The sequence below is a fragment of the Ruegeria marisrubri genome (assembly GCF_001507595.1).
GTDB classification, from domain to species: domain Bacteria; phylum Pseudomonadota; class Alphaproteobacteria; order Rhodobacterales; family Rhodobacteraceae; genus Ruegeria; species Ruegeria marisrubri.
On sequence record NZ_LQBQ01000001.1, the window covers coordinates 198,655 to 224,201 of the forward strand.

29 protein-coding genes are annotated in these 25,547 nt (G+C 63.3%); 15 read left to right on the top strand and 14 right to left on the bottom strand.

The window, feature by feature from the left end:
- Window positions 1-141: 141 nt before the first annotated feature.
- Entirely contained in the window at window positions 142-1,062 is a 921-nt protein-coding gene (ppk2, locus tag AVO45_RS00915; protein ID WP_420819924.1) for a polyphosphate kinase 2, read from the top strand.
- A gap of 170 nt (window positions 1,063-1,232) precedes the next feature.
- The gene (locus AVO45_RS00920) at window positions 1,233-2,585 is read left to right on the top strand and encodes an MATE family efflux transporter (protein ID WP_068343443.1); all 1,353 of its coding nucleotides are present in this window, start codon (window positions 1,233-1,235) and stop codon (window positions 2,583-2,585) included.
- A 7-nt stretch (window positions 2,586-2,592) separates the two neighbouring features.
- Here the strand turns inward: AVO45_RS00920 and AVO45_RS00925 are convergent, their stop codons facing one another.
- Both AVO45_RS00925 and AVO45_RS00930 read right to left on the bottom strand, forming a co-directional pair.
- Complete coding sequence (locus AVO45_RS00925) at window positions 2,593-2,994, bottom strand: hypothetical protein (protein ID WP_068343446.1); 402 nt, start codon at window positions 2,992-2,994, stop codon at window positions 2,593-2,595.
- A gap of 11 nt (window positions 2,995-3,005) precedes the next feature.
- Window positions 3,006-4,208, bottom strand: coding sequence for a pyridoxal phosphate-dependent aminotransferase (locus tag AVO45_RS00930; protein ID WP_068344658.1), 1,203 nt, complete (start codon window positions 4,206-4,208; stop codon window positions 3,006-3,008).
- Window positions 4,209-4,299: 91 nt separating this feature from the next.
- Here AVO45_RS00930 and AVO45_RS00935 point away from each other — a divergent pair, with 91 nt between their 5' ends.
- The 3 genes from AVO45_RS00935 (at window position 4,300) to AVO45_RS00945 (ending at window position 5,520) form a co-directional block, all read left to right on the top strand.
- The gene (locus tag AVO45_RS00935) at window positions 4,300-4,692 is read left to right on the top strand and encodes a helix-turn-helix domain-containing protein (RefSeq protein ID WP_068343449.1); all 393 of its coding nucleotides are present in this window, start codon (window positions 4,300-4,302) and stop codon (window positions 4,690-4,692) included.
- Window positions 4,689-4,946 carry a succinate dehydrogenase assembly factor 2 gene (locus AVO45_RS00940; RefSeq protein WP_068343453.1) on the top strand — a complete coding sequence of 86 codons (258 nt, stop codon included), beginning with the start codon at window positions 4,689-4,691 and terminating at the stop codon, window positions 4,944-4,946. Before AVO45_RS00935 ends, AVO45_RS00940 begins: the two co-directional genes overlap by 4 nt.
- Window positions 4,947-5,022: 76 nt before the next feature.
- The gene (locus AVO45_RS00945; protein WP_068343456.1) at window positions 5,023-5,520 is read left to right on the top strand and encodes a MarR family winged helix-turn-helix transcriptional regulator; all 498 of its coding nucleotides are present in this window, start codon (window positions 5,023-5,025) and stop codon (window positions 5,518-5,520) included.
- Here AVO45_RS00945 and AVO45_RS00950 read toward each other — a convergent pair.
- On the bottom strand, window positions 5,514-6,257 hold the full coding sequence (locus AVO45_RS00950; protein ID WP_068343458.1) for a DUF1194 domain-containing protein: 744 nt from the start codon (window positions 6,255-6,257) through the stop codon (window positions 5,514-5,516). The two genes, AVO45_RS00945 and AVO45_RS00950, sit on opposite strands and share 7 nt — an antisense overlap.
- Window positions 6,258-6,300: 43 nt before the next feature.
- Window positions 6,301-6,729, bottom strand: a complete 429-nt coding sequence (locus AVO45_RS00955; RefSeq protein ID WP_068344659.1) for a VOC family protein — start codon at window positions 6,727-6,729, stop codon at window positions 6,301-6,303.
- A gap of 176 nt (window positions 6,730-6,905) precedes the next feature.
- Here AVO45_RS00955 and thyX point away from each other — a divergent pair, with 176 nt between their 5' ends.
- Entirely contained in the window at window positions 6,906-7,817 is a 912-nt protein-coding gene (gene thyX, locus AVO45_RS00960) for an FAD-dependent thymidylate synthase (protein ID WP_068343461.1), read from the top strand.
- Window positions 7,818-7,900: 83 nt separating this feature from the next.
- Here thyX and AVO45_RS00965 read toward each other — a convergent pair whose 3' ends face one another.
- The gene (locus tag AVO45_RS00965; protein WP_068343464.1) at window positions 7,901-8,107 is read right to left on the bottom strand and encodes a cold-shock protein; all 207 of its coding nucleotides are present in this window, start codon (window positions 8,105-8,107) and stop codon (window positions 7,901-7,903) included.
- A gap of 211 nt (window positions 8,108-8,318) precedes the next feature.
- Between AVO45_RS00965 and AVO45_RS00970 the strand changes: the two genes are divergently transcribed.
- Together AVO45_RS00970 and AVO45_RS00975 are read left to right on the top strand one after the other, a co-directional pair.
- On the top strand, window positions 8,319-8,636 hold the full coding sequence (locus tag AVO45_RS00970; protein WP_068343466.1) for an ArsC/Spx/MgsR family protein: 318 nt from the start codon (window positions 8,319-8,321) through the stop codon (window positions 8,634-8,636).
- A gap of 41 nt (window positions 8,637-8,677) precedes the next feature.
- Window positions 8,678-9,046, top strand: coding sequence for a hypothetical protein (locus tag AVO45_RS00975; protein WP_068343469.1), 369 nt, complete (start codon window positions 8,678-8,680; stop codon window positions 9,044-9,046).
- 2 nt (window positions 9,047-9,048) lie between these two features.
- Here AVO45_RS00975 and AVO45_RS00980 read toward each other — a convergent pair whose 3' ends face one another.
- The 5 genes from AVO45_RS00980 to thrS all read right to left on the bottom strand — a co-directional run bounded on the left by AVO45_RS00980 (window position 9,049) and on the right by thrS (window position 13,732).
- Entirely contained in the window at window positions 9,049-9,567 is a 519-nt protein-coding gene (locus AVO45_RS00980) for a DoxX family protein (RefSeq protein WP_068343471.1), read from the bottom strand.
- Complete coding sequence (locus AVO45_RS00985; protein ID WP_068343474.1) at window positions 9,564-10,325, bottom strand: HvfC/BufC N-terminal domain-containing protein; 762 nt, start codon at window positions 10,323-10,325, stop codon at window positions 9,564-9,566. Before AVO45_RS00985 ends, AVO45_RS00980 begins: the two co-directional genes overlap by 4 nt.
- Window positions 10,322-11,179, bottom strand: coding sequence for an MNIO family bufferin maturase (bufB, locus tag AVO45_RS00990; RefSeq protein WP_068343477.1), 858 nt, complete (start codon window positions 11,177-11,179; stop codon window positions 10,322-10,324). Before bufB ends, AVO45_RS00985 begins: the two co-directional genes overlap by 4 nt.
- Before the next feature lie 70 nt (window positions 11,180-11,249).
- The gene (locus AVO45_RS00995) at window positions 11,250-11,552 is read right to left on the bottom strand and encodes a BufA1 family periplasmic bufferin-type metallophore (RefSeq protein WP_068343479.1); all 303 of its coding nucleotides are present in this window, start codon (window positions 11,550-11,552) and stop codon (window positions 11,250-11,252) included.
- A 221-nt stretch (window positions 11,553-11,773) separates the two neighbouring features.
- Window positions 11,774-13,732, bottom strand: a complete 1,959-nt coding sequence (thrS, locus tag AVO45_RS01000; RefSeq protein WP_068343482.1) for a threonine--tRNA ligase — start codon at window positions 13,730-13,732, stop codon at window positions 11,774-11,776.
- 217 nt (window positions 13,733-13,949) lie between these two features.
- On the opposite strand from thrS, the gene AVO45_RS01005 reads away from it, so the two are divergent.
- The 3 genes from AVO45_RS01005 to AVO45_RS01015 are packed head-to-tail and all read left to right on the top strand — an operon-like array spanning window position 13,950 to window position 16,323.
- Window positions 13,950-14,699 carry an alpha/beta hydrolase gene (locus AVO45_RS01005; RefSeq protein ID WP_068343485.1) on the top strand — a complete coding sequence of 250 codons (750 nt, stop codon included), beginning with the start codon at window positions 13,950-13,952 and terminating at the stop codon, window positions 14,697-14,699.
- On the top strand, window positions 14,699-15,691 hold the full coding sequence (locus AVO45_RS01010; RefSeq protein ID WP_068343488.1) for an alpha/beta hydrolase: 993 nt from the start codon (window positions 14,699-14,701) through the stop codon (window positions 15,689-15,691). Before AVO45_RS01005 ends, AVO45_RS01010 begins: the two co-directional genes overlap by 1 nt.
- A gap of 17 nt (window positions 15,692-15,708) precedes the next feature.
- Window positions 15,709-16,323: a hypothetical protein gene (locus tag AVO45_RS01015; RefSeq protein WP_068344660.1), complete on the top strand. Its 615-nt coding sequence runs from the start codon at window positions 15,709-15,711 to the stop codon at window positions 16,321-16,323.
- A gap of 9 nt (window positions 16,324-16,332) precedes the next feature.
- Here AVO45_RS01015 and AVO45_RS01020 read toward each other — a convergent pair whose 3' ends face one another.
- Window positions 16,333-16,917 (bottom strand): DUF6151 family protein, encoded by a 585-nt coding sequence (locus AVO45_RS01020; RefSeq protein ID WP_068343491.1) that lies wholly within the window; start codon window positions 16,915-16,917, stop codon window positions 16,333-16,335.
- Between the two features lie 3 nt (window positions 16,918-16,920).
- Window positions 16,921-18,195 carry a polyhydroxyalkanoate depolymerase gene (gene phaZ / locus AVO45_RS01025; RefSeq protein WP_068343494.1) on the bottom strand — a complete coding sequence of 425 codons (1,275 nt, stop codon included), beginning with the start codon at window positions 18,193-18,195 and terminating at the stop codon, window positions 16,921-16,923.
- Between the two features lie 111 nt (window positions 18,196-18,306).
- On the opposite strand from phaZ, the gene AVO45_RS01030 reads away from it, so the two are divergent.
- The 4 genes from AVO45_RS01030 to phaR all read left to right on the top strand — a co-directional run bounded on the left by AVO45_RS01030 (window position 18,307) and on the right by phaR (window position 22,769).
- Window positions 18,307-20,109 carry a PHA/PHB synthase family protein gene (locus tag AVO45_RS01030; RefSeq protein WP_068343497.1) on the top strand — a complete coding sequence of 601 codons (1,803 nt, stop codon included), beginning with the start codon at window positions 18,307-18,309 and terminating at the stop codon, window positions 20,107-20,109.
- Between the two features lie 132 nt (window positions 20,110-20,241).
- On the top strand, window positions 20,242-20,688 hold the full coding sequence (locus AVO45_RS01035; protein ID WP_068344661.1) for a phasin, PhaP: 447 nt from the start codon (window positions 20,242-20,244) through the stop codon (window positions 20,686-20,688).
- Between the two features lie 179 nt (window positions 20,689-20,867).
- Window positions 20,868-22,100, top strand: a complete 1,233-nt coding sequence (locus tag AVO45_RS01040; protein WP_068343500.1) for an adenylate/guanylate cyclase domain-containing protein — start codon at window positions 20,868-20,870, stop codon at window positions 22,098-22,100.
- Window positions 22,101-22,211: 111 nt separating this feature from the next.
- The gene (phaR, locus tag AVO45_RS01045) at window positions 22,212-22,769 is read left to right on the top strand and encodes a polyhydroxyalkanoate synthesis repressor PhaR (RefSeq protein ID WP_068343503.1); all 558 of its coding nucleotides are present in this window, start codon (window positions 22,212-22,214) and stop codon (window positions 22,767-22,769) included.
- Between the two features lie 131 nt (window positions 22,770-22,900).
- Here the strand turns inward: phaR and AVO45_RS01050 are convergent, their stop codons facing one another.
- Window positions 22,901-24,115, bottom strand: coding sequence for a DegT/DnrJ/EryC1/StrS family aminotransferase (locus AVO45_RS01050; RefSeq protein ID WP_068343506.1), 1,215 nt, complete (start codon window positions 24,113-24,115; stop codon window positions 22,901-22,903).
- A gap of 110 nt (window positions 24,116-24,225) precedes the next feature.
- The gene (locus tag AVO45_RS01055; RefSeq protein WP_068343507.1) at window positions 24,226-25,530 is read right to left on the bottom strand and encodes an NAD(P)/FAD-dependent oxidoreductase; all 1,305 of its coding nucleotides are present in this window, start codon (window positions 25,528-25,530) and stop codon (window positions 24,226-24,228) included.
- Window positions 25,531-25,547: the final 17 nt, after the last annotated feature.

Here is a 25,547-nt window from a genome sequence, read left to right on the forward strand (position 1 = left end):
CGGACGGGCGCGGCGATCCAGAAAGCAAGGGAAATCCGGGGGAATTGTGACGCTACGTTGATGCGGATCAACGCGCAGTCGGGGGTTTTCTGCTAGCCGTTTCGCGACAGCAACAGAAAGGAGAATGAGTGGATGGAGGACATGCCCCGGACCGATGCGGTCGCCCCCGAAAACCAAGTTGCCGAAAAGGCGTCATCAGCGGCCTCGGAGCCGAGTCCCGAGAAGATCCGGCAGGCCTTTGAGAGCGGGAAGTATCCTTATTCTCGAAAGATGCCCCGCCGCGCCTATGAGGCCGAAAAAGCCAAGCTGCAGGCCGAATTGCTGAAGGTACAGCTTTGGGCCCAGGATACGGGACAGAAGTTCGTATTGCTGTTCGAAGGGCGCGACGCCGCGGGCAAGGGCGGCACCATCAAGCGGTTCATGGAGCACCTGAACCCGCGCCAGGCCCGCGTCGTGGCGCTGAACAAGCCGACCTGGGAGGAAAAGGGACAGTGGTATTTCCAGCGCTATGCCAGGGAATTGCCGACGGTGGGCGAGATGGTCTTCTATGACCGCTCCTGGTACAACCGGGCGGGTGTGGAGCGCGTGATGGGGTTCTGCTCGCCCAATGAGTATCTGGAGTTCATGCGCCAGGCGCCGGAATTCGAGCGGATGCTGGTGCGCTCGGGAATCCGGCTTTACAAATACTGGTTCTCGGTCACGCGCGACGAGCAGATGCGCCGCTTCAAGAGCCGCGAGACGGACCCGCTGAAACAGTGGAAACTGTCGCCGATCGACAAGGCGAGCCTGGACAAATGGGACGATTACACCGAGGCGAAGGAGGCGATGTTCTTTTACACCGACACCGCCGACGCGCCCTGGACGATCGTGAAGTCGAATGACAAGAAACGCGCGCGCATCAACTGCATGCGGCATTTCCTGTCGACGCTGGACTATCCCGGCAAGGATCACGAACTGGTGGGCGAGCCCGACCCTCTGATCGTCGGGCAGGCGCATCATGTCATCCACCGGTCGGATCACATTCTGGGCACGTCGCTGCATCCCGATGCGCGGGTGAAGTAGCCGGATCCGGCCCCGCCGGGCTTTTGCCTGACAGGCAGCTTTTCTGCCCTGCCTTGCCGGACCGGCGGGGCGGGCATTTCCGGTTTCGAATATGTGATTGATGCGAAGCGGAAAGATCGGCTCTTGTAAGTGTTTTCACCCGGCCCTAAGCCTGTCGGGTGAGCAAGGCGATGACATATGGCGCGCATGTCCGCGCGGTGGCGGTGCTGGGCCTGCCGCTGGTCGGCGGCCATCTGGCGCAGTTCGCGATCGGCCTGACCGATACGGTCATGCTGGGGTGGTACGGAGTCGAGGCGCTGGCCGCGGTGACGCTGGCCAGCAGCTTTTTCTTCGTGCTGTTCCTGTTCGGCGGCGGATTCGGCCTGGCGGTGATGCCGATGGTGGCCACCGCCGCGGCCGAGGAGGACGAGACCAGCATCCGCCGCAGCACCCGGATGGGGATGTGGCTGTCGCTGCTGTACGGGCTGCTGGTCATGCCCCTGCTGTGGTGGTCATACCCGATTCTGATCGCCACCAAGCAGGACCCCCAGGTGGCCCAGACGGCCTCGGACTATCTGCGGGTCGCCGGGTGGGGGCTGTTTCCGGCGCTGTTGGTCATGGTGCTGAAATCCTATCTTGCGGCGCTGGAGCGGACGCAGGTCGTGCTGTGGATCACCGTCGCGGCGGCGGTGGTCAACGGGCTGACCAACTATGCGCTGATCTTCGGCAACTGGGGGGCGCCGGAACTGGGGGTGATGGGCGCCGCCATCGCTTCGGTCGTCACACAGACCGTGTCGCTGGTGGCCGTGATCGTCTACGCGCTGAGGGTTCTGCCGCAGCACAACCTGTTCCAGCGGTTCTGGCGCCCGGACTGGGAGATGCTGTTCAACGTCCTGAAACTGGGTGTCCCGATCGGCCTGACCATGCTGGCCGAAGTGTCGCTGTTCGCCACGTCGGCCTTCATGATGGGGTGGATCGGAGAGGTGCCGCTGGCGGCGCACGGGATCGCGCTGAACCTGGCCTCGGCCACCTTCATGGTGCATCTGGGCCTGTCCAACGCGGCGACGATCCGCGCCGGCAATGCGCTGGGCCGAAGGGATCGCGCGCATCTGGAAAAGGGGGCGATCACTGTTATCGGCATGTCTCTGGCCGTGTCGGTTCTGACGATCACCCTGTTCCTGACCTGCGCCGAGCCGCTGATTTCTCTGTTCCTGGAGCCCGATGACCCGCAGCGCCCTGATATCCTTGCGATCGGGGTGGGGCTGCTGGCGATGGCGGCGCTGTTCCAACTGGTGGACGGGGCGCAGGTGATCGCGCTGGGCCTGCTGCGCGGATTGCAGGACGCCAAGGTGCCGATGGTCATGGCGGGGCTGAGCTATTGGGTCGTGGGAATCCCGGCCTCGTATTACTTTGGCTTCATCCGCGGGATGGACGGGATCGGAGTCTGGCTGGGATTGGTGCTGGGCTTGGCCTCGGCCGCCGTCCTGCTGATGACGCGGTTCTGGACGCGCTCGGTCAAGGCGGTGGGCGTGCCGGCCGAGTGAGCCCGGCCTAGCCCTTGTTCATGCGGTCCGCTTTCTTGCGCACCAGAACCGAGCGCAGGTCGTGCATGGCCAGCAGCAAGGCGTCGGTGACCTGCTCGAGTTGTTCGTGAGTTGCCTTGGACTGTGCCCAGTGGGTCGTGAGGTTCAGGTGATCGACGGTGCGCAGGATGTCGTCGATGTCGCGCCGGGCCAGGGTTTCGCGGCGCTCGGCCATCCAGCGTTCGATCTCGGCCATGTCCTGCGGCGATAGCGTGCGGCCGCCATGCGGCTTGATCTCGCCGTTGCGGATGTTGACGACGGCGATCTGCTGCATCTCGATCCGGCGCTGGCGGTTCTCGGTGTCCAGCCGGAACACGAAGGCCCCGTTTTCACGGACGCGGAAGTAATAGTCTGGCAGGTCCGGGGTCATGGTCACGTTCTCTATTTCAGCGCGGCGCAGAAGCGTTGGATGCGGGTGCAGGCTTCGGTCAGGGCCTCGTCCGAGGTGGCGTAGCTGACGCGGAAATTGGGGCTGAGGCCGAAGGCCGCGCCGAACACCACAGCCACGTCGGCCTCTTCCAGCAGGGCGGTGGCAAAAGCCTCGTCGCTGTCGATGCGGGTGCCCGCGGGTGTGGTCTTGCCGATCAGCCCGGCGATCGAGGGATAGACATAGAAGGCGCCCTCGGGGGTGGGGCAGGTGAGGCCCTCGATCTGGTTCAGCATCTCCACGACCAGATCGCGGCGGCGTTTGAAGATCTCGGCATTGGAGGCAAGGAAATCCTGCGTGCCGTTCAGCGCCTCGACCGCCGCCCACTGGCTGATCGAGCAGGGGTTCGAGGTGGATTGCGACTGGATCTTGCGCATGGCCGCGATCAACTCGACGGGGCCGGCGGCATAGCCGATGCGCCAGCCGGTCATGGCATAGGCCTTGGAGACCCCGTTGCAGGTGAGCGTGCGCTCGTAAAGCCCCGGTTCGACCTGCGCGGGCGTGCAGAATTCGAACCCGTCATAGGCCAGGTGTTCATACATGTCGTCGGACATGACCCAGACATGGGGGTGACGCATCAGCACGTCGGTCAGGGCCTTGAGTTCGTCCCACGAATAGCCCGCACCGGTGGGGTTCGAGGGCGAGTTGAAGATGAACCACTTGGTATTCGGCGTGATTGCCGCCTCGAGCCGTTCGGCGGTCAGCTTGAAGCGGTTTTCCAGCGTGGTTTCCACCGGCACCGGGGTGCCGCCCGCCAGCAGCACCATGTCGGGATAGCTGACCCAGTAGGGGGCGGGGATGATCACCTCGTCGCCCGGGTTCAGCGTGGCCATCAGCGCGTTGTAGAGCGTCTGCTTGCCCCCCGTGCCGACCGAGACCTGCGCGGGCGTGTAGTCCAGCCCGTTGTCGCGTTTGAACTTGGCACAGATCGCCTGTTTCAGTTCGGGGATGCCGTCGGGGGCGGTGTATTTCGTCTTGCCCGCGGCTATGGCGGCGACGGCGGCGTCCTTGATGTTCTGCGGCGTGTCGAAATCGGGCTCGCCCGCGCTCAGGCCGATGACGTCCCGCCCGGCGGCCTTCAGCTCGGCTGCCTTGGCTGTCATCGCGATGGTGGGAGAGGGTTTGACGCGCGACAATGTCGCAGACAGGAAACTCATGACGGCCTCGGTTTGTATGTTCAGCCCGTCTGTCATAGGGTGCGCCCGAATTGTGATCAAGCGATATGGAAAAAGGGCAAAGGAGACCCGGATGGACGAGAACACGGACTGGTTCGGACCAGATGCAGCCACTTTCGGAGACCGCGTCGCCGGCGCGCGCGAGGCGGCGGGAATGACGCAGTCGCAGCTGGCGCGTCGGCTGGGGGTCAAGAAGGCGACGATCGTCTCGTGGGAGGATGACCTGTCCGAGCCGCGCGCCAACAAGCTGTCGATGATGGCCGGGATGCTGAACGTCTCGATCAAGTGGCTGCTGACGGGCGAAGGAGAGGGCACGGATGCTCCGCTGGATGTGGGAGAAGAAGCCGCCGATCTGAAGGCCATCATGGCCGAGCTGCGTTCGCTGCGGGGCGAGATGCGCGCCAGCGCCGAACGGGCCGCGCGGCTGGAAAAACGCATTCGCAAGATGATGGAGCAGCAGGGATGACCGAAACGCGGGAAAACCGGATCAAGCGGATGAAGATGCGGTCGATGCGGCGCGGGATCAAGGAGATGGACCTGATCCTGTCGGCCTATGCCGAGCGCAGTCTGGACGCGATGGATGACTCCGGGCTGGACCTGTATGATGCGTTGCTGCACGAGAACGACCAGGATCTCTATCAATGGGTCACCGGGCAGGCGAAAACGCCCGAACCCTTTGCCGGCCTGATCGCGGAGATCTCGCAGACCTTTCAGAAATAGGTCCAATCCGACTTAACCGATTCTTCGCGATTTCCGCGCATCGTGGCCCCAGAGCACGAGTCAGTCGGAGGATCGGATGAGCATGGAGACGCGGGTCGTTGCCGCCGGCAACAAAGGTTTCATGACCGGCTATCTGGACGCGCTGGCCTTGGTGGAACGTCTCCACCGATTGCTGCTGGACGTGATCAAGGATGAGTTCGAGCGGGTCGGCATTCTGGATATCAACGCGGTGCAGGCCCTGCTGCTGTTCAACATCGGCGACCACGAGGTCACGGCGGGAGAGTTGAAGACCCGCGGCTACTACCAGGGCAGCAATGTCAGCTACAACCTGAAGAAGCTGGTCGAGATGGGCTATATGCACCATCAACGTTGTGAAATCGACCGGCGGTCCGTCCGGGTGCGGCTGACGCAGCGCGGCAGAGAGATCCGGGAGGTCGTGGCGGATCTGTTTGCCCGTCACGCCGAAGGGTTGCAGGCCAAGGGCGTTCTCGGAGCAGATGGGATCGAGGACATCACCCAGGCGCTGCGCCGTGTCGAGCGGTATTGGACCGACCAGATCAGGTATATCTATTGACCGTCCGCGCCGCCGGCGGCCTGAACGGGATGCGCCAGGCGGGACAGGGACGGGCTCTCCAACTCGCGTTTCAGTTTGCGCACCATGGCGGCTTCGTAATCCTTGAAGCCCAGGGCGACCTCGACGAAGGCGCCGGGGCCGAGAATGACCCAGGCGGAATAATAGGCGGACAGCTCTCCGATCTGGACCTGGCGCTTGTCGTCCGCGCGCGGGTCGTCGGCACCGATGACAAGACCGTTGATGGTGATCCCCGACTCCAGCAGCCGCGTTTTCACCGCGCTGGGATGGGGGCCGAGGTTGTGCTTGCCGTCGCCCGACAGATCCAGGGTGTGCTTCCAGCAGTCAGGTTGTTCCCTCAGCCGCTCGACCCCGTAGAGCATGGCTGATCCCACGGCGGTTCCGGCCGGCCCGGCGGTGCGCTGAGTCGTGCGCAGAAGGGCCGAAACCTGCTGCAGGACCGTTTCGTTGGAAATTTCTGTCCACGGCAGCAACAGGCGTTGGTGCCCGGCCTCGCTCCATTCGAAAATCGCAAGACGCACCGGCGCCGAGGGGTTTGCCAGGAACAGGGCCACGACTTCCGCGTCCTGCATGGCGTTGGCCAGGCCCAGCAACTGCATCTGGTATTCGCGGCTGTCGACCGAGCCCGACACGTCCAGCCCCAGCGCCAGCGCCTGCCGGCACTGGGCCGATAGCGGCGAGGCCAGCAGGCACAGGCAAAGGGCAAGATGCCGGATCATCCCGGGCCTGCTGCCGTGCGCAGGCCGTTGCAGGGCGCAGGCATCACCAGTGCCCGGTGCTTTCCATGCTGGCCCAGGGCTCTTTCGGTTCCAGCGCCTCGCCATTCTGCAAGAGCTCGATCGAGATGTTGTCGGGCGAGCGGACAAAGGCCATCCGGCCGTCACGCGGCGGGCGGTTGATGGTAACGCCATTGTCCTGAAGGTGCTGGCACATCTCGTAGATGTCGTCGACGCCAAAGGCCAGGTGGCCGAAATGGCGGCTGTCGCTGGGCAGCCCCTCGTCTCCGTCCCAGTTGTAGGTCAGCTCGATCGGGGCCTCCTCCTGCCCCGGCGGGGCCATGTAGACGAGGGTGAAGCGGCCTTCCTCGCTGTCGTAGCGGCGGATCTCGCGCAGGCCCAGCAATTCGTAGAAGGCCATTGATTTTTCGAGATCCTTCACCCGGACCATCGTGTGCAGATACCTCAGCGGCATGACTTCCATCCTTCGTTCAGAATTGTCTGACGGCAAGCTTAGCGCGCTGGGCGCGCGAGTCGAGGGGGCAGGCGGCAGGGCGATCATGAAGTTGATTTGCACCTTATATCGCGGTTCCTGTCCGCGCCTTGTCGATATATAGTGGCAGGCGACTCATTCCAGGAAAGGACCCCGCCATGCCGCTTTCTCCCGAGCAACGAGCCGAGATCGAGGCTCAGCGTGCGCAGTCGCAGCCGACGCGCCGTGTCGTCGCGCCGGGAATGGAGGAGCATCTGTACACCGCCTATCCGGTTCTCGATCACGGTTTCGTCCGGGTAATCGACTATATGGGCGACGACGCCGCGATCTGTCAGGCGGCGCGGGTCTCTTACGGAAAGGGCACCAAGTCGGTGCAGAATGACGAGGGGCTGATCCGCTACCTGATGCGGCACTGGCACTCGACCCCGTTCGAGATGTGCGAGATCAAGCTGCACGTCAAACTGCCGGTCTTCGTTGCCCGCCAGTGGATCCGCCACCGCACCGCCAACGTGAACGAGTATTCCGCGCGCTATTCCATCCTCGATCGCGAGTTCTACATCCCGGCGCCCGAGCATGTGGCGGCGCAGTCCGAGGTCAACAACCAGGGCCGCGGCGCGACGTTGCAGGGGGAAGAGGCGGCGCGGGTGCTGGACATCCTCAAGGCCGACAGCGCCCGCTGCTATGACAATTACGAGGCGATGATCAGCCAGGAGGGCCAGCAGGGGCTGGCGCGCGAGTTGGCGCGGATGAACCTGCCCGCCAACATCTACACGCAGTGGTACTGGAAGGTGGACCTGCACAACCTGTTCCACTTCCTGCGTCTGCGCGCCGATGCCCATGCGCAATACGAGATCCGGGTTTACGCCGAAACGATCTGCGACATCGTGGCGGACTGGGTGCCGTTTGCCTACAAGGCGTTCGAGGACTACCGCCTTGGCGCGGTGAACCTGTCAGCGCAGATGGTCGATGCGCTGCGGCGGATGCTCAAGGGGGAAGAGGTCACGCAGGAAAGCTCGGGCCTGTCGGCGCGCGAATGGCGGGAGTTCGAGGCGATCATCCGCGAGGGGTGAGCCCGAACGCGACTAAATGCAATCGGTGGCCGGAACGTTCGGCCACCGATCAGATTTTTCATCTGTACTGGACGCAGTCGTCTTTACAACGTTTTCAAATCCCCGGCCATCTGCCGGCCGTCACGTCCGTCCTGAAGCTCGTACGAGACTTTCTGGTTGTCAGCGAGTCCGGTCAGGCCGGATCTTTCTACGGCCGAGATATGAACAAACACATCTTTGCCCCCCTCGTCGGGCGCAATAAAACCATAGCCTTTGGTCGTATTAAACCATTTCACGGTGCCGGTTGGCATTTCCCGTGTCTCCTTCTACTTGCACGTTGCCCCAATAATCGTTGGGGTAGCGATCGACGAAGGCCCACGAAAAGCCGAGCGGCATGATGCAACTCGGCCTGGATGGCGGGTTTCGTCTTTTTCACAATTGCACGGTAAAGTAAAAAATCAAGGATAACGCGCGGCAAAGCCGGGAAATGCCGGTTTTTCTGCAACCATCGAGGGAGTGCTCATGCGCCTTTTTGGCCTGAAAACCTGTGACACATGCCGAAAGGCGTTGAAGTCTCTGCCGGAGGCCGAGTTCGTGGACGTCCGATCGGACGGCGTGCCGGAAGAGGTGATGCAGCGCGCCCTTCGCCTGTTCGGGCAGGCTCTGCTCAACACCCGCTCCACGACCTGGCGCGGTCTGGACCCGGCCGAGAGGGAGCGGTCGCCGCTCGAGCTTCTGGCTGAAAACCCGACCTTGATGAAGCGGCCCCTGATCGAAAGCGAAGGGGAACTCTACCTGGGCTGGACCGGTGAAACCCGCGCCGCCCTTGGCGTTTCATGATCCAGTGACTATCTGCGGGTCAACGCAGACGGAGAGAAAGAATGCGAAACGCCGCCATGGTTCTGGGTGTCATTGCCGGTCTGATCGGGATGATCGTCGGGTTTTTCGGTTACGGCTATGTCGAGTTTGTGAACACTTTCGGTGAGATCGAGGGGATCGCCGAGCAGGTCGAGAATGCGGATTTGATCCAGTTGGTGTCCATCCTGGCGCCGATGCTGGCCATTGCCGGTGGCGCCATTTCTCATGCGCGGGCGTTGTGGGGCGGGGCCATGCTGATCGCTTCGGCTGCGGGCATGTATTACGCGTTCGGTTTCAACGTGTTCACGATGTTCCCGATTGCATTCGCCGCAACCGGCGGGGTGCTTGGGCTGGCGGCCGGCAAGCCGGACCAGCCCAAGGCGCATTTCTGATCTCAGGGGAGGCGCAGGATCCGGTCGAGAGAGATCGGCCCGGCACCTTTCACCACGATCACCAGCAGCAGGAAGGTCCACATCACCCGCTGGTCCAGCAGCGTGTAGGTGTTGTCGAACAGGCTGCCCAGGGCGACGCCGTGTCCGGTCACGTCAACCAGTGTCTGGACCCAGACGAAGCCGATCATGGCCAGCGCGGCAAGCCGGGTGAGCAGGCCGACGAGGATCAGGGCCGGCAGGGCGAACTCGGCGATGGTGCCGAAGAAAATCACGATGCGCTGGAAGAATGTCATCTGGGTGACGTCGTACAGGACGGCCTCGGCGGCCTTGGGAAAGATCTGGCCGAAGGCGCCTGCGGAGGGCGAGAAGATGGAGCCGTCGATCTTCAGCATCGCCGAGTTCCAGTAATAGAACAGAAGAACCGCCGCGAATACCAGCCGCGCAAGGGTGGGGGTCAGGATCTCGGAACTGCGGTCGAGTTTTTCCGCGACGCTGTTGTGCAGGGCGATCAGTGCGGTCATGGTTCCAGCCTTTCGGTAGTCACGGAGGTAATTGCGTTGCCCCGCAGCAGCAGGGCGAGTGTCGCGCCGAGGTCGAACCCCTCGGCTGCGGCAAGAGCGGTTTCATGGGCCTGCCCAAGGGGCTGGCCGGCCTGCATGGCCTGTATCCAATCGGCGCCGCCGGCCGGCAGCAGCTGGGGCTCGGGATCGAATTCCGCGCGGGTGATCAGTACGTCCTGCGCGCCCGGCTGCGGCTTCGGGGCGTCGTCCTGGGTATTGAACAGCCAGATGGCATGGATCGGCCACGGCGAGCGAACCAGTTCCATCGAAGGGGCGAAGGTCAGCCGCGCGTTTACCAGCTCTTCCGGGGGCAGGGCCAGCGCCTCGGGCGCGATGGGGGTGCTGTCGGCGGCGTGGTAGGAGCGGCGCAGGGCCAGTTCCAGCCGCGCCACGTCGGGCAGGTAGCCGAGATGGGCCAGTTGTTCGGTGTTTTGCAGGAAATCGGGGAAGGCCTCGCCATAATGCATCATCAGCGGCGATGCGGGCGGGTGCTGGCGCAGGAAGATGCCCGCAAGCCCGTCCATGTTCTGCTTGCCCAGCAGCTTGGCGATCACCGGAAAGGCCAGGTGCATCGCCTCGGTCAGCGACACGGCGACATTGTTGCGATAGACGCTGAAGCGGCGGCCCGCCGGGCGGGCCTGCCCGTCGCTCAGGCCAAGCGGGATCGGTTGCGCTGCATCCAGCAACGCATCGTGGAATGTCGACTGCGATGTGGTCATGCGGGTATTCGCTCCAGTGCTACCTGCGCGCGAGTGGCCTCTTGGCGCAGGGTTGGCCAGTCTGGCACGTCCGTGTCCCACTCGATCAGGACGGGCTTGGGGCCGGTCCGTTCGAGAACATAGTCCAGCAGGGTCCAGACCGGGTCGACGACCTCGCGCCCGTGGCTGTCGATCAGCAGCGGGCGGCCGTGGTCGTCCTCGTCCTCGTCATGCCCGCCCAGATGGATTTCCTCCACTTTATCAAGCGGGTAGGCATCGATGTAGCCTTGCGGTGAGAAGTCCAGATTGGTGGCCGAGACAAAGACGTTGTTCACGTCCAGCAACATGCCGCAGCCGGTGCGGCGCGAAATCTCGCGCAGGAAATCGGGCTCGGACCATGTGCTTTCGTCAAAGGCGAGGTAGCTGGAGGGGTTTTCCAGCAGCATCCGCCGGCCGAGCGTATCCTGCACCTGATCCATGTGCTCGCAGATCCGCGCCAGCGTGGCGTCGGTATAGGGCAGGGGCAGAAGGTCGTTGAGGAAATGGCCGTCATGGGTGGACCATGCCAGATGTTCCGAGAAGCTGGCCGGGTTCAACCAGCCGACCAGATGCTGAAGGCGCGCAAGGTGCTCGGGGTCGAGCTGTGCTTCGCCGCCGATCGACAACCCCACGCCATGAACCGAGATCGGGAAGCGCTCGGACAGGTGGCGCAGCTGCGCCAAGGGGCGTCCGCCGTCGCCCATGTAGTTCTCGGCATGGATTTCCAGCCAGCCGACGGGGCCGGGGTCGGCAAGGATATCCGAATAGTGCTGGGGCTTGTAGCCAACCCCCGGCGCTGCCGGCAGGTCATTCGGGCCTCGTGCACGATCCAACATCAGACATCCTCCTCAAGAGACGAAAACGGGGCGTGAACGGAGTGTCCGCGCCCCGAATGTCCAAGATTGATTATGCCGGCAGGTCGCGTTCGAGCGGTTCGAGAGACCCCTTGCGCGGGGTTCCGTCCGCCTGTGCCGGCAGCTCGATGCTTTCGCAGGTACCCGCGTCGACCAGTGTCCAGGCATTGCCTTGGTAGTCCACCGTCGAAGTGCCGGCGCAGGTGGTACCGGGGCCGGCGGCACAGTCATTCTGCCCGGCCTTGGAAATGCCATAGCACTTCTCTTTGGCTTGCGCGCTTGCGGTGGTTGCGGTTCCGGCGATCGCTGCGGCGACGGCGCTGGCGATGACCAGGGTTTTTGCGGTGTTCGACATCTCGGGAATCCTTTTGGTGATTGCGTATGTCTTGCTGTGACACTGACAAGTTAGCGAATGGGAGCCGCCCGTTGAATTCACGAGGATGTGCCTCACAGGCCTGTCAGGGTTCGTCATAGACCCTGACATGGTAACACATTGGTTTTGTGATGAAAATTTTTTTCATGTTTCAATCCGGCCCCCGCCGTGAGGGCCGGATTGATGTTTTTCGGGGCCGAATGTTACAGCAGATCCGGCGGGGTGGCGGCCTGGGCCAGCTCTTTTGTTACATCGTCAAGCGACTGAACCGAGGTCTGTTTTTCGCCCAGGCGACGGACGCTGACGGTGCGCTCCTCGACCTCGCGGTTGCCGACGGCCAGAATGACCGGCACCTTGCCGACCGAGTGTTCGCGCACCTTGTAGTTGATCTTTTCATTGCGCGTATCGGCCTCGGCCCGCACGCCCTCGGCCTTGAGGGCGTCCACCACCTCGTGCACGTAATCGTCGGCCTCGGAGGTGATCGACGCCACGACGACCTGCCGGGGCGCCAGCCAGAAGGGCAGCTTGCCGGCGTGTTCCTCGATCAGGATGCCGATGAAGCGTTCGAACGAGCCCAGCGTCGCACGGTGCAGCATGACCGGGCGGTGCTTGGCGCCGTCGGCGCCGATATAGGTGGCGTCCAGCCGTTCGGGCAGCACGAAATCGACCTGGAAGGTGCCGCATTGCCAGTCGCGCCCGATGGCGTCGGTCAGCACGAATTCCAGTTTCGGACCATAGAAGGCGCCTTCGCCCGGGTTCAGCTCGGGCTCGATCCCGGCGGCGCGGGTGGCCGACAGCAGCGCCTCTTCGGCCTTGTCCCAGACCTCGTCCGAGCCGGCGCGGGTTTCGGGGCGGTCCGAGAATTTCACCGAGAAGTTCTCGAAGCCCAGATCCTTGTAGATCACGCTGAGGAAGCGGATGAACTCGGCGGTCTCGGATTCGATCTGATCCTCGGTCGCGAAGATATGCGCGTCGTCCTGCGTGAAGCCGCGCACGCGCATGATGCCGTGCAGCGCGCCCGAGGGTTCATAACGGTTGCACGAGCCGAACTCGGCCATGCGCAGCGGCAGGTCGCGGTAGGATTTCAGGCCCTGCTTGAAGATTTCCACGTGACAGGGGCAGTTCATCGGCTTGAGCGCGTTGATCGCCTTTTCGCGGGCGTGTTCTTCGTCGACTTCGACGATGAACATGTTTTCCTGGTACTTGTCCCAGTGGCCCGAGCGTTCCCACAGCTTGCGGTCCACCACCTGCGGGGTGTTGACCTCGACATAGCCGCCGCGGCGCTGCTGGCGGCGCATGTAGTCCTGCAACTGGGTGTAGATCGTCCAGCCGTTGGGGTGCCAGAAGATCTGGCCCGGGGCCTCTTCCTGCATGTGGAACAGGTCCATCTCCTTGCCCAGCTTGCGGTGGTCGCGCTTGGCGGCCTCTTCCAGCATGTGCAGATAGGCCTTGAGCTTTTCCTTGCCGGTGAAGGCCACGCCATAGATGCGCTGCAGCATCGGGCGCGAGCTGTCGCCGCGCCAGTAGGCGCCGGCGATGGACATCAGCTTGAAGGCATCGCCGGGCAGCTGGCCGGTGTGCTGAAGGTGCGGGCCGCGGCACAGGTCCTGCCAATGGCCGTGCCAGTACATGCGCACCGGCTCGTCGCCGGGGATCGCCTCGACCAGCTCGACCTTGTAGGGTTCGTTGTTGGCCTTGTAGAACGCGATGGCGCGCTCGCGGTCCCAGATCTCGGTGGTCACGGGATCGCGCTTGTTGATGATCTCTTTCATCTTTTTCTCGATGAGGCCGAGATCCTCGGGCGTGAAGGGTTCTTCGCGGTCGAAGTCGTAATACCAGCCGTTCTCGATGACCGGGCCGATGGTGACCTTGGTGGCCGGCCAGATTTCCTGCACCGCGCGGGCCATGACATGGGCGAAGTCGTGGCGGATCAGTTCGTTGGCCTGGGCCTCGTCCTTCATCGTGTGGATGGCGATTTCGGCATCCTGTTCGATGGGCCATTGCAGGTCCCAGTGCTGGCCGTTGACGGTGGCCGAGATGGCCTTTTTCGCCAGCGAGGTGGAGATGTCGGCAGCGACCTGCGCCGGCGTGACGCCTGCCGCGTAGGATCGGGAATTGCCATCGGGGAAGGTGAGAGAGACGGATTTCGTATCCAGGGCCATGATCTGGCTCTCCTCGTCGGTTTGGCGCCCACAGAACGCCCGGTTGCGGGTTATGGTGTCGGGCCCGTGTGGCAGGTGGTGGTGTCTGTGTCAAGGGTGGGAGCGAGGGGCGCTGCCCCTCGCGCACCCCGGAATATTTGGGGCCAGATGAAGAGGGGGCGGGAATTGCACTTGGGCGCGGCGCGTGCATGATGCTGGAAAAGCAAATGAGGGTTTCATGGCAGCGACGACATTTCTGGAAACGCCGCAGGGGCGGCGGCTGGCCTATCACAAGAGCGAAGGGGCGGGGTCCACGGTTGTTTTCCTGGGTGGGCTCAAGTCGGACATGGAGGGCACCAAGGCGGTGCATCTGGAGGACTGGGCGCGCGCGCGTGGCCAGGCCTATCTGCGGTTCGACTATTCCGGGCATGGGGAAAGTTCCGGCCGGTTCGAGGATGGATGCATCGGGGACTGGCACGAGGATACGGTTGCGGCGGTTTCCGCGTTGACCGAGGGGCCGTTGATCGTGGTGGGTTCGTCCATGGGCGGGTGGCAGGCGTTGCTGCTGGCGCGGGCGATGCCCGAGCGGATCGCGGGGATGGTCACGATCGCGGCGGCGCCGGATTTCACCGAAGACGGCTATTGGGCCTCGTTCACCGATGCGCAGAAGGAGGCGCTTGAGACGGTCGGGCATGTGGAGCTGCCCTCGGACTACATGGAGCCCTACATCATCACCAAGCGGATGATCGAGGATGGCCGGACGCGGCTGGTGTTGCGGTCGCCCTTGAACCTGCCGTTTCCGGTGCGCTTCCTTCAGGGCACCGCCGATACGGCGGTGTCAACCGAGACGGCGTTGCGTCTGCTGGAGCACGCGCAGGGCAGCGACATGCACCTGTTGCTGGTCAAGGATGCCGATCACCGGTTTTCGGACGGGCCTTGCCTGGGCCTGATCGAACGCGCCGTTCTGGAAGTGATGGGCGCGGCCTGATGCGCGCTTTGGGGCGACTCCTCGGACGCATCCTGCTGATGGTGTTGATCGCGGGCGGGGCGCTGTGGTGGTTCGGGCCATATGAAGAGGTGGATCTGCATCCGGCATTCGAGCCACGCCGGTTCGGGGAAGGGGTGCAGGTCTATTTCGAGAGCGTCGAGTCCCGGTTCGATGACATCACCCCCGGCGTGGAAAAGCGCGTGATCTGGCAGCCGGGGGCGAAGGAGCAGCGGACGCCTTACTCGGTGCTGTATGTTCACGGGTTCTCGGCCACCTCCGAGGAGATCCGGCCGGTTCCTGACCGGGTCGCAGATGCCCTGAGGGCGAACCTTGTCTATACGCGCCTTCAGGGGCATGGCCGCGGCAGCGACGCGATGGTCGAGGGAACCGCCTCGGGTTGGATGCGGGATGTGGCCGAGGGGCTGGCCGCCGCGCGGGCGGTCGGGGATCGGGTCGTGGTGATCGCGACCTCGACCGGGGGGATGCTGGCCGCCGCGGCGGCGCTGGATCCGGCGCTGAGCGAGAAGGTCGCGGCGATCGTGTTCGTCTCGCCCAATTTCGGTATCAATTCCAAACTGGCCTGGCTGCCGAGCCTGCCCGGCGCCCGATACTGGCTGCCGCCTCTCATGGGCGGCGAGCGGGACGTGACGAGCGACGACCCGGCCAAGAACACCTACTGGACGCTCAGGTATTCGTGGGAGGCCATCGTGCCCATGTCGGCTCTCATCCGCGAGGTGATGCGGCTGGATTTCGCGCAGGCGCGCATCGCGGCGTTGTTCTGGTTCTCGGAGGACGACCGGATCGTGCGCCCGGACAGGACGCGCAAGGTGGCGGCCGAGTGGGGCGGGCTGGCAACCGTGCATCTGGTGACGATGGGGCCGGGGGACGATCCGTCATCCCATGTGGTGGCCGGGGACATCATGTCGCCGGGGCAGACGGACAGCGCCGTGTCCGGCATTCTGACCTGGCTGAAGGGCCAGGGGATCGAGTGATGCGCAGGCCGGGCAGCATGCGAGGCCTAGAAACCTTGGGCCGCGTGCGCCTGTCGCGCCATTTCTACATGCGGGATTTTCTGTATTCCGAGATCGGGAATTTTCACCAGAAACAGAACATTCCCGAACACCCGGACCTAGCGATAGAGACCGGCAGCGCCCTGTGCCGGACCTTGCTTGACCCGTTGGAGGAAACCTTTGGCCGGATCGCGGTCCGGTCGGGCTATCGGTCGCCCTCGCTGAACCGGTTCGGCAACGAAAACAGGCTGAACTGCGCGCGCAACAATCACCCGTTGGAGTGTCACATCTGGGATCGCGCAGAGGGCGACGCGCGGATCGCGGGGGCGTCGATCGTGATTCCGTGGTTCGCCGATCGCTACGCCGAGGGGCGGGACTGGCGCGATCTGGCGTGGTGGCTGCATGACCACCTGGACTATTCCGAGATCTGGTTCTTTCCCAAGCTGTGCGCGTTCAACCTGGTCTGGCGGCCCAAGCCGCTGCGCCGCATCGACAGCTACATCGCGCCGCGCGGCTGTCTGCTGGCGCCCGGGGCCGAACCGGAAGAGCCATTTGCCGCGCGACGCAGAAGGTATGCGGATTTTCCGCCGTTCAGGGGGATCCGGTATCCCTGAAGGCCGGTATCAGTCGTAAAGAGCGGCGCGTTCGTCCTTGGTCGGGATCGTGGCCTGGGCGACGGGCGCTCCGGTTTCCGGGTCGAAGAACGGGTTCTGCCGCCAGCGGCCGGACAGGCGGGCCGCCAGCCCCCGTTTCAGCACGCCGACAACCGCGCGGCCGACATGTTCATGGTGGCTTTTGCCGTTCCCGTCCTGAATGTTGGCCTTTGTCACGATCGGACCGAGCGGTTCGGGATCGGCGATCCGTTTCGCGATGATGCCGGCAAAGGGCAGCTTGGGCGTTTTCAGAGTGTTGGCGATGGGCGCGTTGCAGCAGCTGGCGTACCAGCGAAACACCCCGTTCGGGCCAAGGCGCATGAGCGCAAGGTTTTCCTTGCCCTTTTCGATGACGATCGCATCGGGGCTGAGTTGAAAGATGTCCACCGGATCCGGAGCCGGATCAGGCTGTCCGAAATACAGCTCGGCCGCTCGGCAGTCCGGGCAGAAGCAACATACATGGGTGCCGGTCCTGACGCCCCGTTCGGTGATGTAGCCCGACAGCTGGCCGCAATCGCACGAGAACTTCAGCGATCCGGCCGGAGCGTCGGGCATGGATCAGGCCGCCGAGTTCTTGTTGGCGGCCTTGCGCCTGGCCGGTTTGCGGGCATTCGCGTTCATGAACTCGATGACCAGCGGGCGGATGTTGTCGCGCCAGCTGCGCCCGGCGAAGATTCCGTAATGGCCGGCGCCGGGTTCCACATGGCTGGCCTTCTTGCTGTCGGGCAGGCCGGTGCACAGGTCCAGCGCGGCGATGCACTGGCCCGGGGCCGAGATGTCGTCATTCGCGCCCTCGACCGTCTTGATGGCGACATCGGTGATCTTGGCCATGTCCACCTTGTGGCCGGCGACGACGAATTCGTTCCGCGCAATCTCGCGGTTCTTGAACACCCGCTCGACGGTGGACAGGTAGAACTCGGCGGTCATGTCCATGACGGCCAGGTATTCATCGTAGAAGCGGTTATGCGCATCGTGGTCCGAGGCCTCGTCGCGCATGACGCGCTGGATCTGGTCCGAGAAGGCCTTGGAGTGGCGTTCGGCGTTCATCGACATGAACGAGGCCAGCTGCAGCAGGCCCGGATAGACCATCCGGCCGACGCCCTTGTACTTGAAGCCGACGCGCTGGATCATGGTCTCTTCGAGCTGGCCCATCGTCACGCGGCGGCCGAAATCGGTGACTTCGGTCGGGGTGGCGTCGGGATCGACGGGGCCGCCGATCAGTGTCAGACTGCTGGGCTGCGCCTTGGGGTCCAACTCGGCCAGGTAGGCCGTCGCCGCCAGAGTCAGCGGGGCCGGCTGGCACACGGCGACCACATGGGTGTCGGAGCCAAGCTCTTTCATGAAATCGACAAGATAGAGCGTGTAATCCTCGACATCGAACTTGCCGGCGGAAACGGGAATGTCGCGCGCATTATGCCAGTCGGTGATGTAGACTTCGCAGTTGACCAGCAGGCTCTTGACGGTCGAGCGCAGCAGGGTGGCGTAGTGGCCCGACATCGGCGCAACCAGCAGAACCTTGCGGGGCTGTTCCTCGCGGCCATTGACCTTGAAATGGATCAGGTCGCCGAACGGGCGCTCGACGATGGTCGTGATCTCGACCAGATGGTCCTTGCCGTCCTCGCAGGTGAAGGTGCGGATGCCCCAGTCGGGCTTGACCACCATGCGCTGGAACGTGCGTTCGGTCACCTCGCCCCAGGCCGCCATCCAGTTGATGACGGGGTTGGGGATCATCGAAAACTGCGGGTAGGACGCCATCGCGCTGGCCGTCGCGCCCAGCCACTGATTGGTGTTGCGGGCGGTTTCCATCAGGTCGTAGGTCAGCATGTAGCGCATGAAATGGGCCTCCTAAATCGCACCCTGTTGAGTTCGGACGATTCGCCGCTTTGCCCCCCGCACCCACGACGTTATTCTGCATAGCGGCGAGGTTAGGAGGGATTTGTTAAAATGACAACTACTGAAGGCAAGACGCCGGAATTGACCGACGAACATATTGAACGGCTTAAGGAAAACATGGAGAAGGTCGAAAAGCTCTCCAAACGCCTTGTCGAAATCATGGCCGGCAAAAAGCCGCACACGCCGGCGCTCGATGCCCCGAATCACGAGCTTTTTGCAAAAGCAGCAACGGCCTATTGGACCGAAGTGATGCAAAACCCCGCAAAGCTGCTGGAACAGCAGCTCGAATACTGGGGCAAGTCGGTGATGAATTTCGCCGAGGCACAGAAGGCTCTGATCGGAGGGGAGGCTGCCAAGGATGAGGACGGGCCAAAGGACCGCCGGTTTTCCAATCCCCTGTGGGACAGCAATCCATACTTTCGGCTGATCAAGCAGCAATACCTCACCAATGCCGAAGCCCTTGCCCAGGCCGTGGAGTCGGTCGAGGACATCGACGAAAAGGACCGGCGCCGCCTGAAGTACTTTTCACAGCAGATCATCGACATGATGGCGCCGACCAATTTCCTGGCGACCAACCCCGACGCCCTGGAAAAGGCCGTCGAGACCGAGGGGCAGTCCCTGATCCAGGGGCTGGAGAACCTGGTGGCCGACCTCGAGGCCAATGACGGCGAACTCGTGGTGCGCCTGGCCGACGAAAACGCTTTTGAAGTCGGGGGCAACATCGCCACGACGCCGGGCGACGTGGTCTATCGCAACCGGATGATGGAGCTGATCCAGTACAAGCCGGCGACGGAAACGGTCCATGAAATCCCGATCGTGCTGTTCCCGCCCTGGATCAACAAGTTCTACATCCTTGACCTCAAGCCCCAGAACAGCCTGATCAAGTGGATCACCGAGCAAGGCTATACCCTGTTCGTGGTCAGCTGGGTCAACCCGGATCCGAGCTATGCCGAGGTGGGCCTGGAGGATTACATCGAGGAGGGGTTTCTGACCGCGATCGAAGAGGCCAAGAAGATCTGCAAGGTCAAGCAGGTCAACGCCGTGGGCTATTGCATCGCGGGCACCACGCTGAGCCTGACCCTGTCGCTGATGAAACAGCGCGGCGACAAGTCGGTGAAGTCCGCCACCTTCTTTACCGCACTCACCGATTTCGCCGATCAGGGCGAGTTCACTCCGTTCCTGCAGGACGACTTCATCGACGGGATCGAGGATGAGGTCAGCAAGGAGGGCGTGTTGCGGTCCTGGATCATGGCGCGCACCTTCTCGTTCCTGCGCTCGCGCGACCTGATCTATACCCCGGCCATCCGCAGCTACATGATGGGCGAGACGCCGCCCGCCTTCGATCTGCTCTACTGGAACGGCGACGGCGCCAACCTGCCGGCGAAGATGACGATGCAGTATCTGCGCGGCCTCTGCCAGCGCAACGAATTCGTCACCGACGGGTTCGAACTGCTGGGGCACAAGCTGCATGTGCGCGACGTGGACGTGCCCCTGATGGCGATCACCTGCGAGACCGATCACATCGCGGCGTGGAAGGATTGCTACCGCGGCGTGCAGCAGATGGGTTCAAAGTCGAAATCTTTCGTGGTTTCCGAGTCCGGCCATATCGCCGGCATCGTCAATCCGCCCAGCAAGAAGAAATACGGCCACTACACAAATCCCGACCTGACGCTGGATGCCGAGACCTGGTTGAAACAGGCCGACTACCACGAAGGGTCCTGGTGGCCCCTGTGGGAGGCGTGGCTGAAGAAACGCTCGGGCAAGCAGGTTCCGGCGCGTGATACCGGCGATTCGGAGCATCCCCGGCTGGCCCCGGCCCCCGGAACCTATGTGGTGGCCAAGGTAAAGGACTGATTTTTCATAGAAAACAAAAATTTTCTGCGGCGCAGCAACAAAAATCTTGAAATGCTGCGCCGCAGAAAGCATATTCCTCTCAAGCCGATGGAAACCGGGGTGGGCCCGGAGCCGGCAAAGAGGATTGAAACAATGGCAAAGACCCAAGACTTTACCACCGTCATGAAAGACGTGATGGGCGCATTCCCGGTGGACGCCGCAGCCCTGGAAGACGCCTTCAAGACCAGCGCGACCCTGAACGAAAAACTGTCGGGCGTTGCTCTGGAAGCGGCCAGCAAATCGGCCGAGATCTCGAACAAGTGGACCAAGGACACCCTGGCCAAGCTGGCGGAAGTTTCCAAGGCAAAGGCCGAGCCGGCCGACTACGCCAAGGCCGCAACCGACTTTGCTTCGGCTTCGGCTGAAGTTGCCGCCGAGAACATGGCCGCATTCGCGGAGATCGCCAAGAAAGTGCAGATCGAAACCGTCGAGCTGCTGATGGCCGCTGGCAAGAACTTCGGCGAAGACGCTGCTGCCGCCATGAAGAAAGCCACCAACGAGGTGACTGCCGCAGCCAAGAAAGCTTCGGCTGCCAAGTAAGAAAGAACGACCGCGAAACTGCACCCTCTCCTCCCAATCGGTGCAATCGCGAAGGGCAGATCGCAAGATCTGCCCCTTTTTTGTGTGGGCAGGTCTCGTCGCCGCCCGAGGCCTTTCCCAAGGGCCGCGCGCCTTGGTCGTCCGCTGTGCTATTCTGGCCTCCTGAACGGGAGGCTGAGATGATCCTGGTGAAGAAGCTGGTTCACGGGTTGGTGGGCCTGGGAACCGAAGGACAGGACTTCACGCATGCGCGGCGCCTGCAGATCCTGAACATCGTGGCAGTTCTCGCGGCGCTGACCTCGCTGATCTATTGCGCGTTCTATGCAATCTACGACTGGCGCCACTTCTGGCGAGAGATCGCCTTTCTTCCCCTCGTCTCGGCTCTTTACCTTTCGGTCCTGTTGGTCACCCGGCAGGGGCGCGCGACCCCGGCGATGTGGGTTCTGGTCGGCGTTGCCGTGTTTCACCTTGGCGTCATCTCGTGGATGCTGGGGGCAGAGTCGGGGGTGCTGAGCTATCTGCTGATCGTCCCGTTCGTTCTGGCGCTTCTGATGGCGGAACAGGACAGGCTGTCGGTATGGCCGATCGCCCTTGCGGTGGGGCTTCTGTTCGTTCTGGTCAGCCTCGGGGCGCAGTCCGGGAGTGTTTCTCGGCTGCCGGAGGGCATGCAGGTCTGGATATTTCTCTTCAATTCTTTCGGTGCGATTCTTCTGTCCTGCGTCATCGCCGTTCTCTTTCGGTGGTTGATTCACAAAACCGAGGCCGAGTTGGAGGCTGAAAGAGCGCGCAGCGACCGCCTGTTGCGCGCCATTCTGCCCGACTCGGTCATCCGTCGGCTGAAGGGGCGGCGCGATGCGATCATCGCGCAGGACATTCCCGAAGCCACCGCCGTGTTCGCCGATATCGTCGGGTTCACGGGCTGGGCCATGCGCACGCTGCCTTCGGATGTCGTTGCGGAACTCAACCGGGTGTTCAGCCGGATGGACGAGTTGTGCCGCGACAGGCAACTGGAGAAGATCAAGACGATCGGGGACGCCTATTTTGCCGTTTGTGGCGCGCCTGATCCTGTCGAGGATCATGCCGAGCGGGTGGCGGATTTCGCCTTCGATCTGATGGACGAAGCCGCATCCTGGGACTCTGACACCCTTGAAGCCCTGCGTTTTCGCATCGTCATCGCGACGGGGCCCATGGTTGCCGGAGTCATTGGCCGCAGCAAGTTCGCCTATGATGTCTGGGGAAATACCGTCAATCTGGGGGCGCGGATGGAAGAGTTTTGCCGGCCCGGTGAAATTCTGGTCTCAAGCTCTACCGAGGCAAAGCTCCCGCCGCGTTTTGCCCGTGAGACGATGGGGGTCTGCGACATCCGCGGGCAGCAGCCGACGGAGCTGTTCCGGCTGCTGGCGCGGGCGTGACGTCACCGTCCGCGTGGGGCGTTGTTCAGCCGTCGGCGACGCAACCCTTTCTTTTTCTTCTGCACTCGCATAACTTGTGCTGCAACGCATCATCCTTGGGGAGGGAAGAGGGTGTCGGAAAAAGAAAAACCGCTTCTGATCAAACGCTACGCCAGCCGCAGGCTGTACAACACCGAAACCAGCGACTACGTCACGCTCGAGGATATTGCGGGGTTCATCCGTGACGGGCGCGAGGTGCAGATCATCGACCTCAAGACCGGGGATGACCTGACGCGGCAGTATCTGCTTCAAATCATTGCCGAACACGAAAGCCGGGGCGAGAACGTGCTGCCGGTCAACGTGCTGAATGATCTGGTGCGCAGCTACATGATCCCCGGCGGCGGGATGATGCCGCAATTCCTGCAAAGCTCGTTCGACATGCTGCGCGAGAGCCAGGAAAAGATGATGGAGAACATGAACGCGATGAACCCGATGGCGCAGATGCCGGGGTTCGAGGCGCTGCAGGCGCAGCAACAGGCGTTCCTCAAGGCGATGACCGGCGGGCTGTCGGGCAGCTGGTCGGGGCCGAAACAGGGCGAGGATGAGGCCAGTTCCGAGCAGGGCGAGGACCTGGAGGACATCAAGAAGCAACTCGCCGAGTTGCAAAAGAAACTGTCCAAGCTGAGCTGACAGCGACGCAAGAGGCTGATGCCGGTCAGGGGCGCGCGGAATGCGCCGCCTCCGGTTTGCGGGCGCAAACCGCCCGACGCCGGCCATTTCAACAGAAATTCCCCGTTTTGCCTACTGCCAGGGCGAGGGGCTCAGGTGCCGAAGGCGCGCGCCGGGCCGGTCACCTCTTCCATGGCCGACAGCAGGATCTCGGCGGTCACGTCCAACTCGTCGCGCGTCAGGTGGACCGGCAGCCGCACGTCGCAGGCGCGCATCAGCATGGCGCGTGTCCGGGGCAGTTCGATCTGCTCGGGCAGGAACTCCCAGTTCCAGAAGGCACGGGCATTGTCCTCGCTCAGGCCGAAGACCTGCACCTTGACCCCGCGCTCGGCGGCGGAGTCGGCAAAGGCGCGGACCTCGCCCTCGTCAAGGCCGACGAGGTTGAACTGGATCGAATCCGGGGCGCGTTTCTCGGGCTTCAGCGGCGCCGGAACGTGGATATGGGGCGAGCGGTTCAGCCGTTCGGCAACGTAGTCGTGATTGGCCAGCCCATCGCGCACGCGCCGGGCCAGTTCCGGCAGTTGCGGGCGGATCACCGCCGCGCTGAGGTTGCTCATGCGCAGATTGTAGAGCGGCAGCTTGTTCTGCCAGCGGGCAAAGGCCTGTTCCAGTTCGGGCACGTTCTCGCCGCGCGGGCCCTTGTGCTTTTTCCAGTTGTGTTCATAGGCGCCCGACATGATCACGGCGCGCGCCACCAGATCGGCGTCGTCGGTGATCATGATGCCGCCTTCGCCCGCGTTGATCATCTTGTAGGACTGGAACGAGAAACAGCCCACCTTGCCGATGGTGCCGATGTTGCGCCCGTTCCAGGTGGTGCCCAGCGAATGGGCCGCGTCCTCGACCACGGGGATGTTGCGGGCCTCGCACAGTTCCATGATCGCGTCCATGTCCGAGGTATGGCCGCGCATGTGGCTGATGATGACGGCCTGCACGCCGTCCAGCTTGGCGGCGAAATCGTTCAGGTCGATGCGGTAATTCTCGCCGACCTCGCACAGGACGGGGATGCAGTCGGCATGCACGACCGAGGAGGGAACGGCGGCAAAGGTAAATCCGGGTATCAGCACCCGCGCGTCCCGCGGCAGGCCCAGCGCCTTGAGCGACAGGAACAGTGCCGCCGAGCAGGACGACACCGCCAGCGCGTATTTCGTGCCCAGAAGTTCGGCGAATTCGGCCTCGAGCAGGGCCACCGGGGCGTCCTGCGGTGCGGTGTATCGGAACAGGTCCCCGGACTGCAGCAGCACGTCGATCGCCTCGCGCGCGGGGGCGGGGATGGGTTCGGCGTCATGAACGTTGGGCGGCAGGGTCATATTTGGCAATCCTGAAAACTAACTTTCGCAAAACTAAAGTCACGCGCCGGATATGCCAAGCCCAATTCCGGTGTTCCCGGAAAATTTCACAAAACTTTCGTCTGTTGCGATCAGATCCCCAGCCGGTCCCTGAGCGAGAACCACGTCATGGCCAGCACCAGCAGCGGGCTGCGCAGGGCCGGGCCTCCGGGGAAGGGTGTGGCCGGAACGCGGGCCATCGTGTCGAAGCCCTCGGCCTGGCCCTGAATGGCCAGCGCCATCAGTTGCCCGGCATGGGTGGCGGTGCCGACGCCGTGGCCGGAATAGCCCGAGGCCGACAGGATGTTGGGCGCCAGCCGCGCCAGATAGGGCATCCGGCGCATGGTGATCGCCAGCGTTCCGCCCCAGGCGTAGTCGATCCTCACGTCCTTGAGATGCGGGAAGATCTCGGTCATCGGCTTGCGCACCTTGGCGGCGATGTCGGCGGGGAAGCGGTAGCCATAGCTTTCGCCGCCGCCGAACAGCAGGCGCCCGTCGGAACTGAGGCGGAAGTAGTTGATCACGAATTTCGTATCTGCCACGGCGACGTCGCGGGTCAGAACGCGGGCGGTTTCCTTGCCCAAGGGTTCTGTCGCCGCGATGAAGTTGTTGATCGGCATGACCCGTGCCGCGACCTTGCGGTTCAGGCTGCCCAGATAGCCGTTGCAGGCGAGGATGACATGCTCGGCCACCACGCGGCCCTTGTCGGTTCGGACGACGGCCGGTTGGCGCTCTTCGATGTGGTGCACCTCGGTCTGCTCGAAAATCCGCACCCCCGCGGCCTGTGCCGCCCGCGCCAGACCCAGCGCATAGTTCAGCGGGTGCAGGTGGGCGGCGCCCATGTCCAGGTATCCGCCCTTGTAGGCGGGCGAGGGGCACAGCGCGTGGCCGGCCTGCGCGTCCAGCTTTTCGATCTGGTCATAGCCATAGCGGTTTTGCAGGTGGTCCGCATGTGCATGCAGGTCGCGGCATTCGGCATCGCTGAAGCCGAGATTGGCAATTCCGGGCTTGAGGTCGCAGTCGATCCCGTGCCTGGCGATCAGGCTCTTGACGAGATCCTTTGCATCCTCGGCCAGATCCCACAGTTTCGCGGCATCGCCATCGCCGACGAGTCGCTCCAGATCCTCCTGATCCATCCGCTGCGCGCTGCCAAGCTGGCCGCCATTGCGCCCCGAAGCGCCAAAGCCCACGCGGTGCGCCTCGACCAGCACCACGTCCAGACCGGCCTCGGCCAGGTGCAGCGCCGCCGACAGGCCGGTGTAGCCGCCTCCGACGACGCAGACATCCGCCTTGGTCTCACCCCGCAGAGGGGGGCAGGGTTCGAGCGTATGCGCGGTTGCCGCATACCAGCTGGGCGGATACTCGGCCCGCCGGTCGTTGGAATAGAGCAGATTCATCCGGCCCTCCTGCCTTG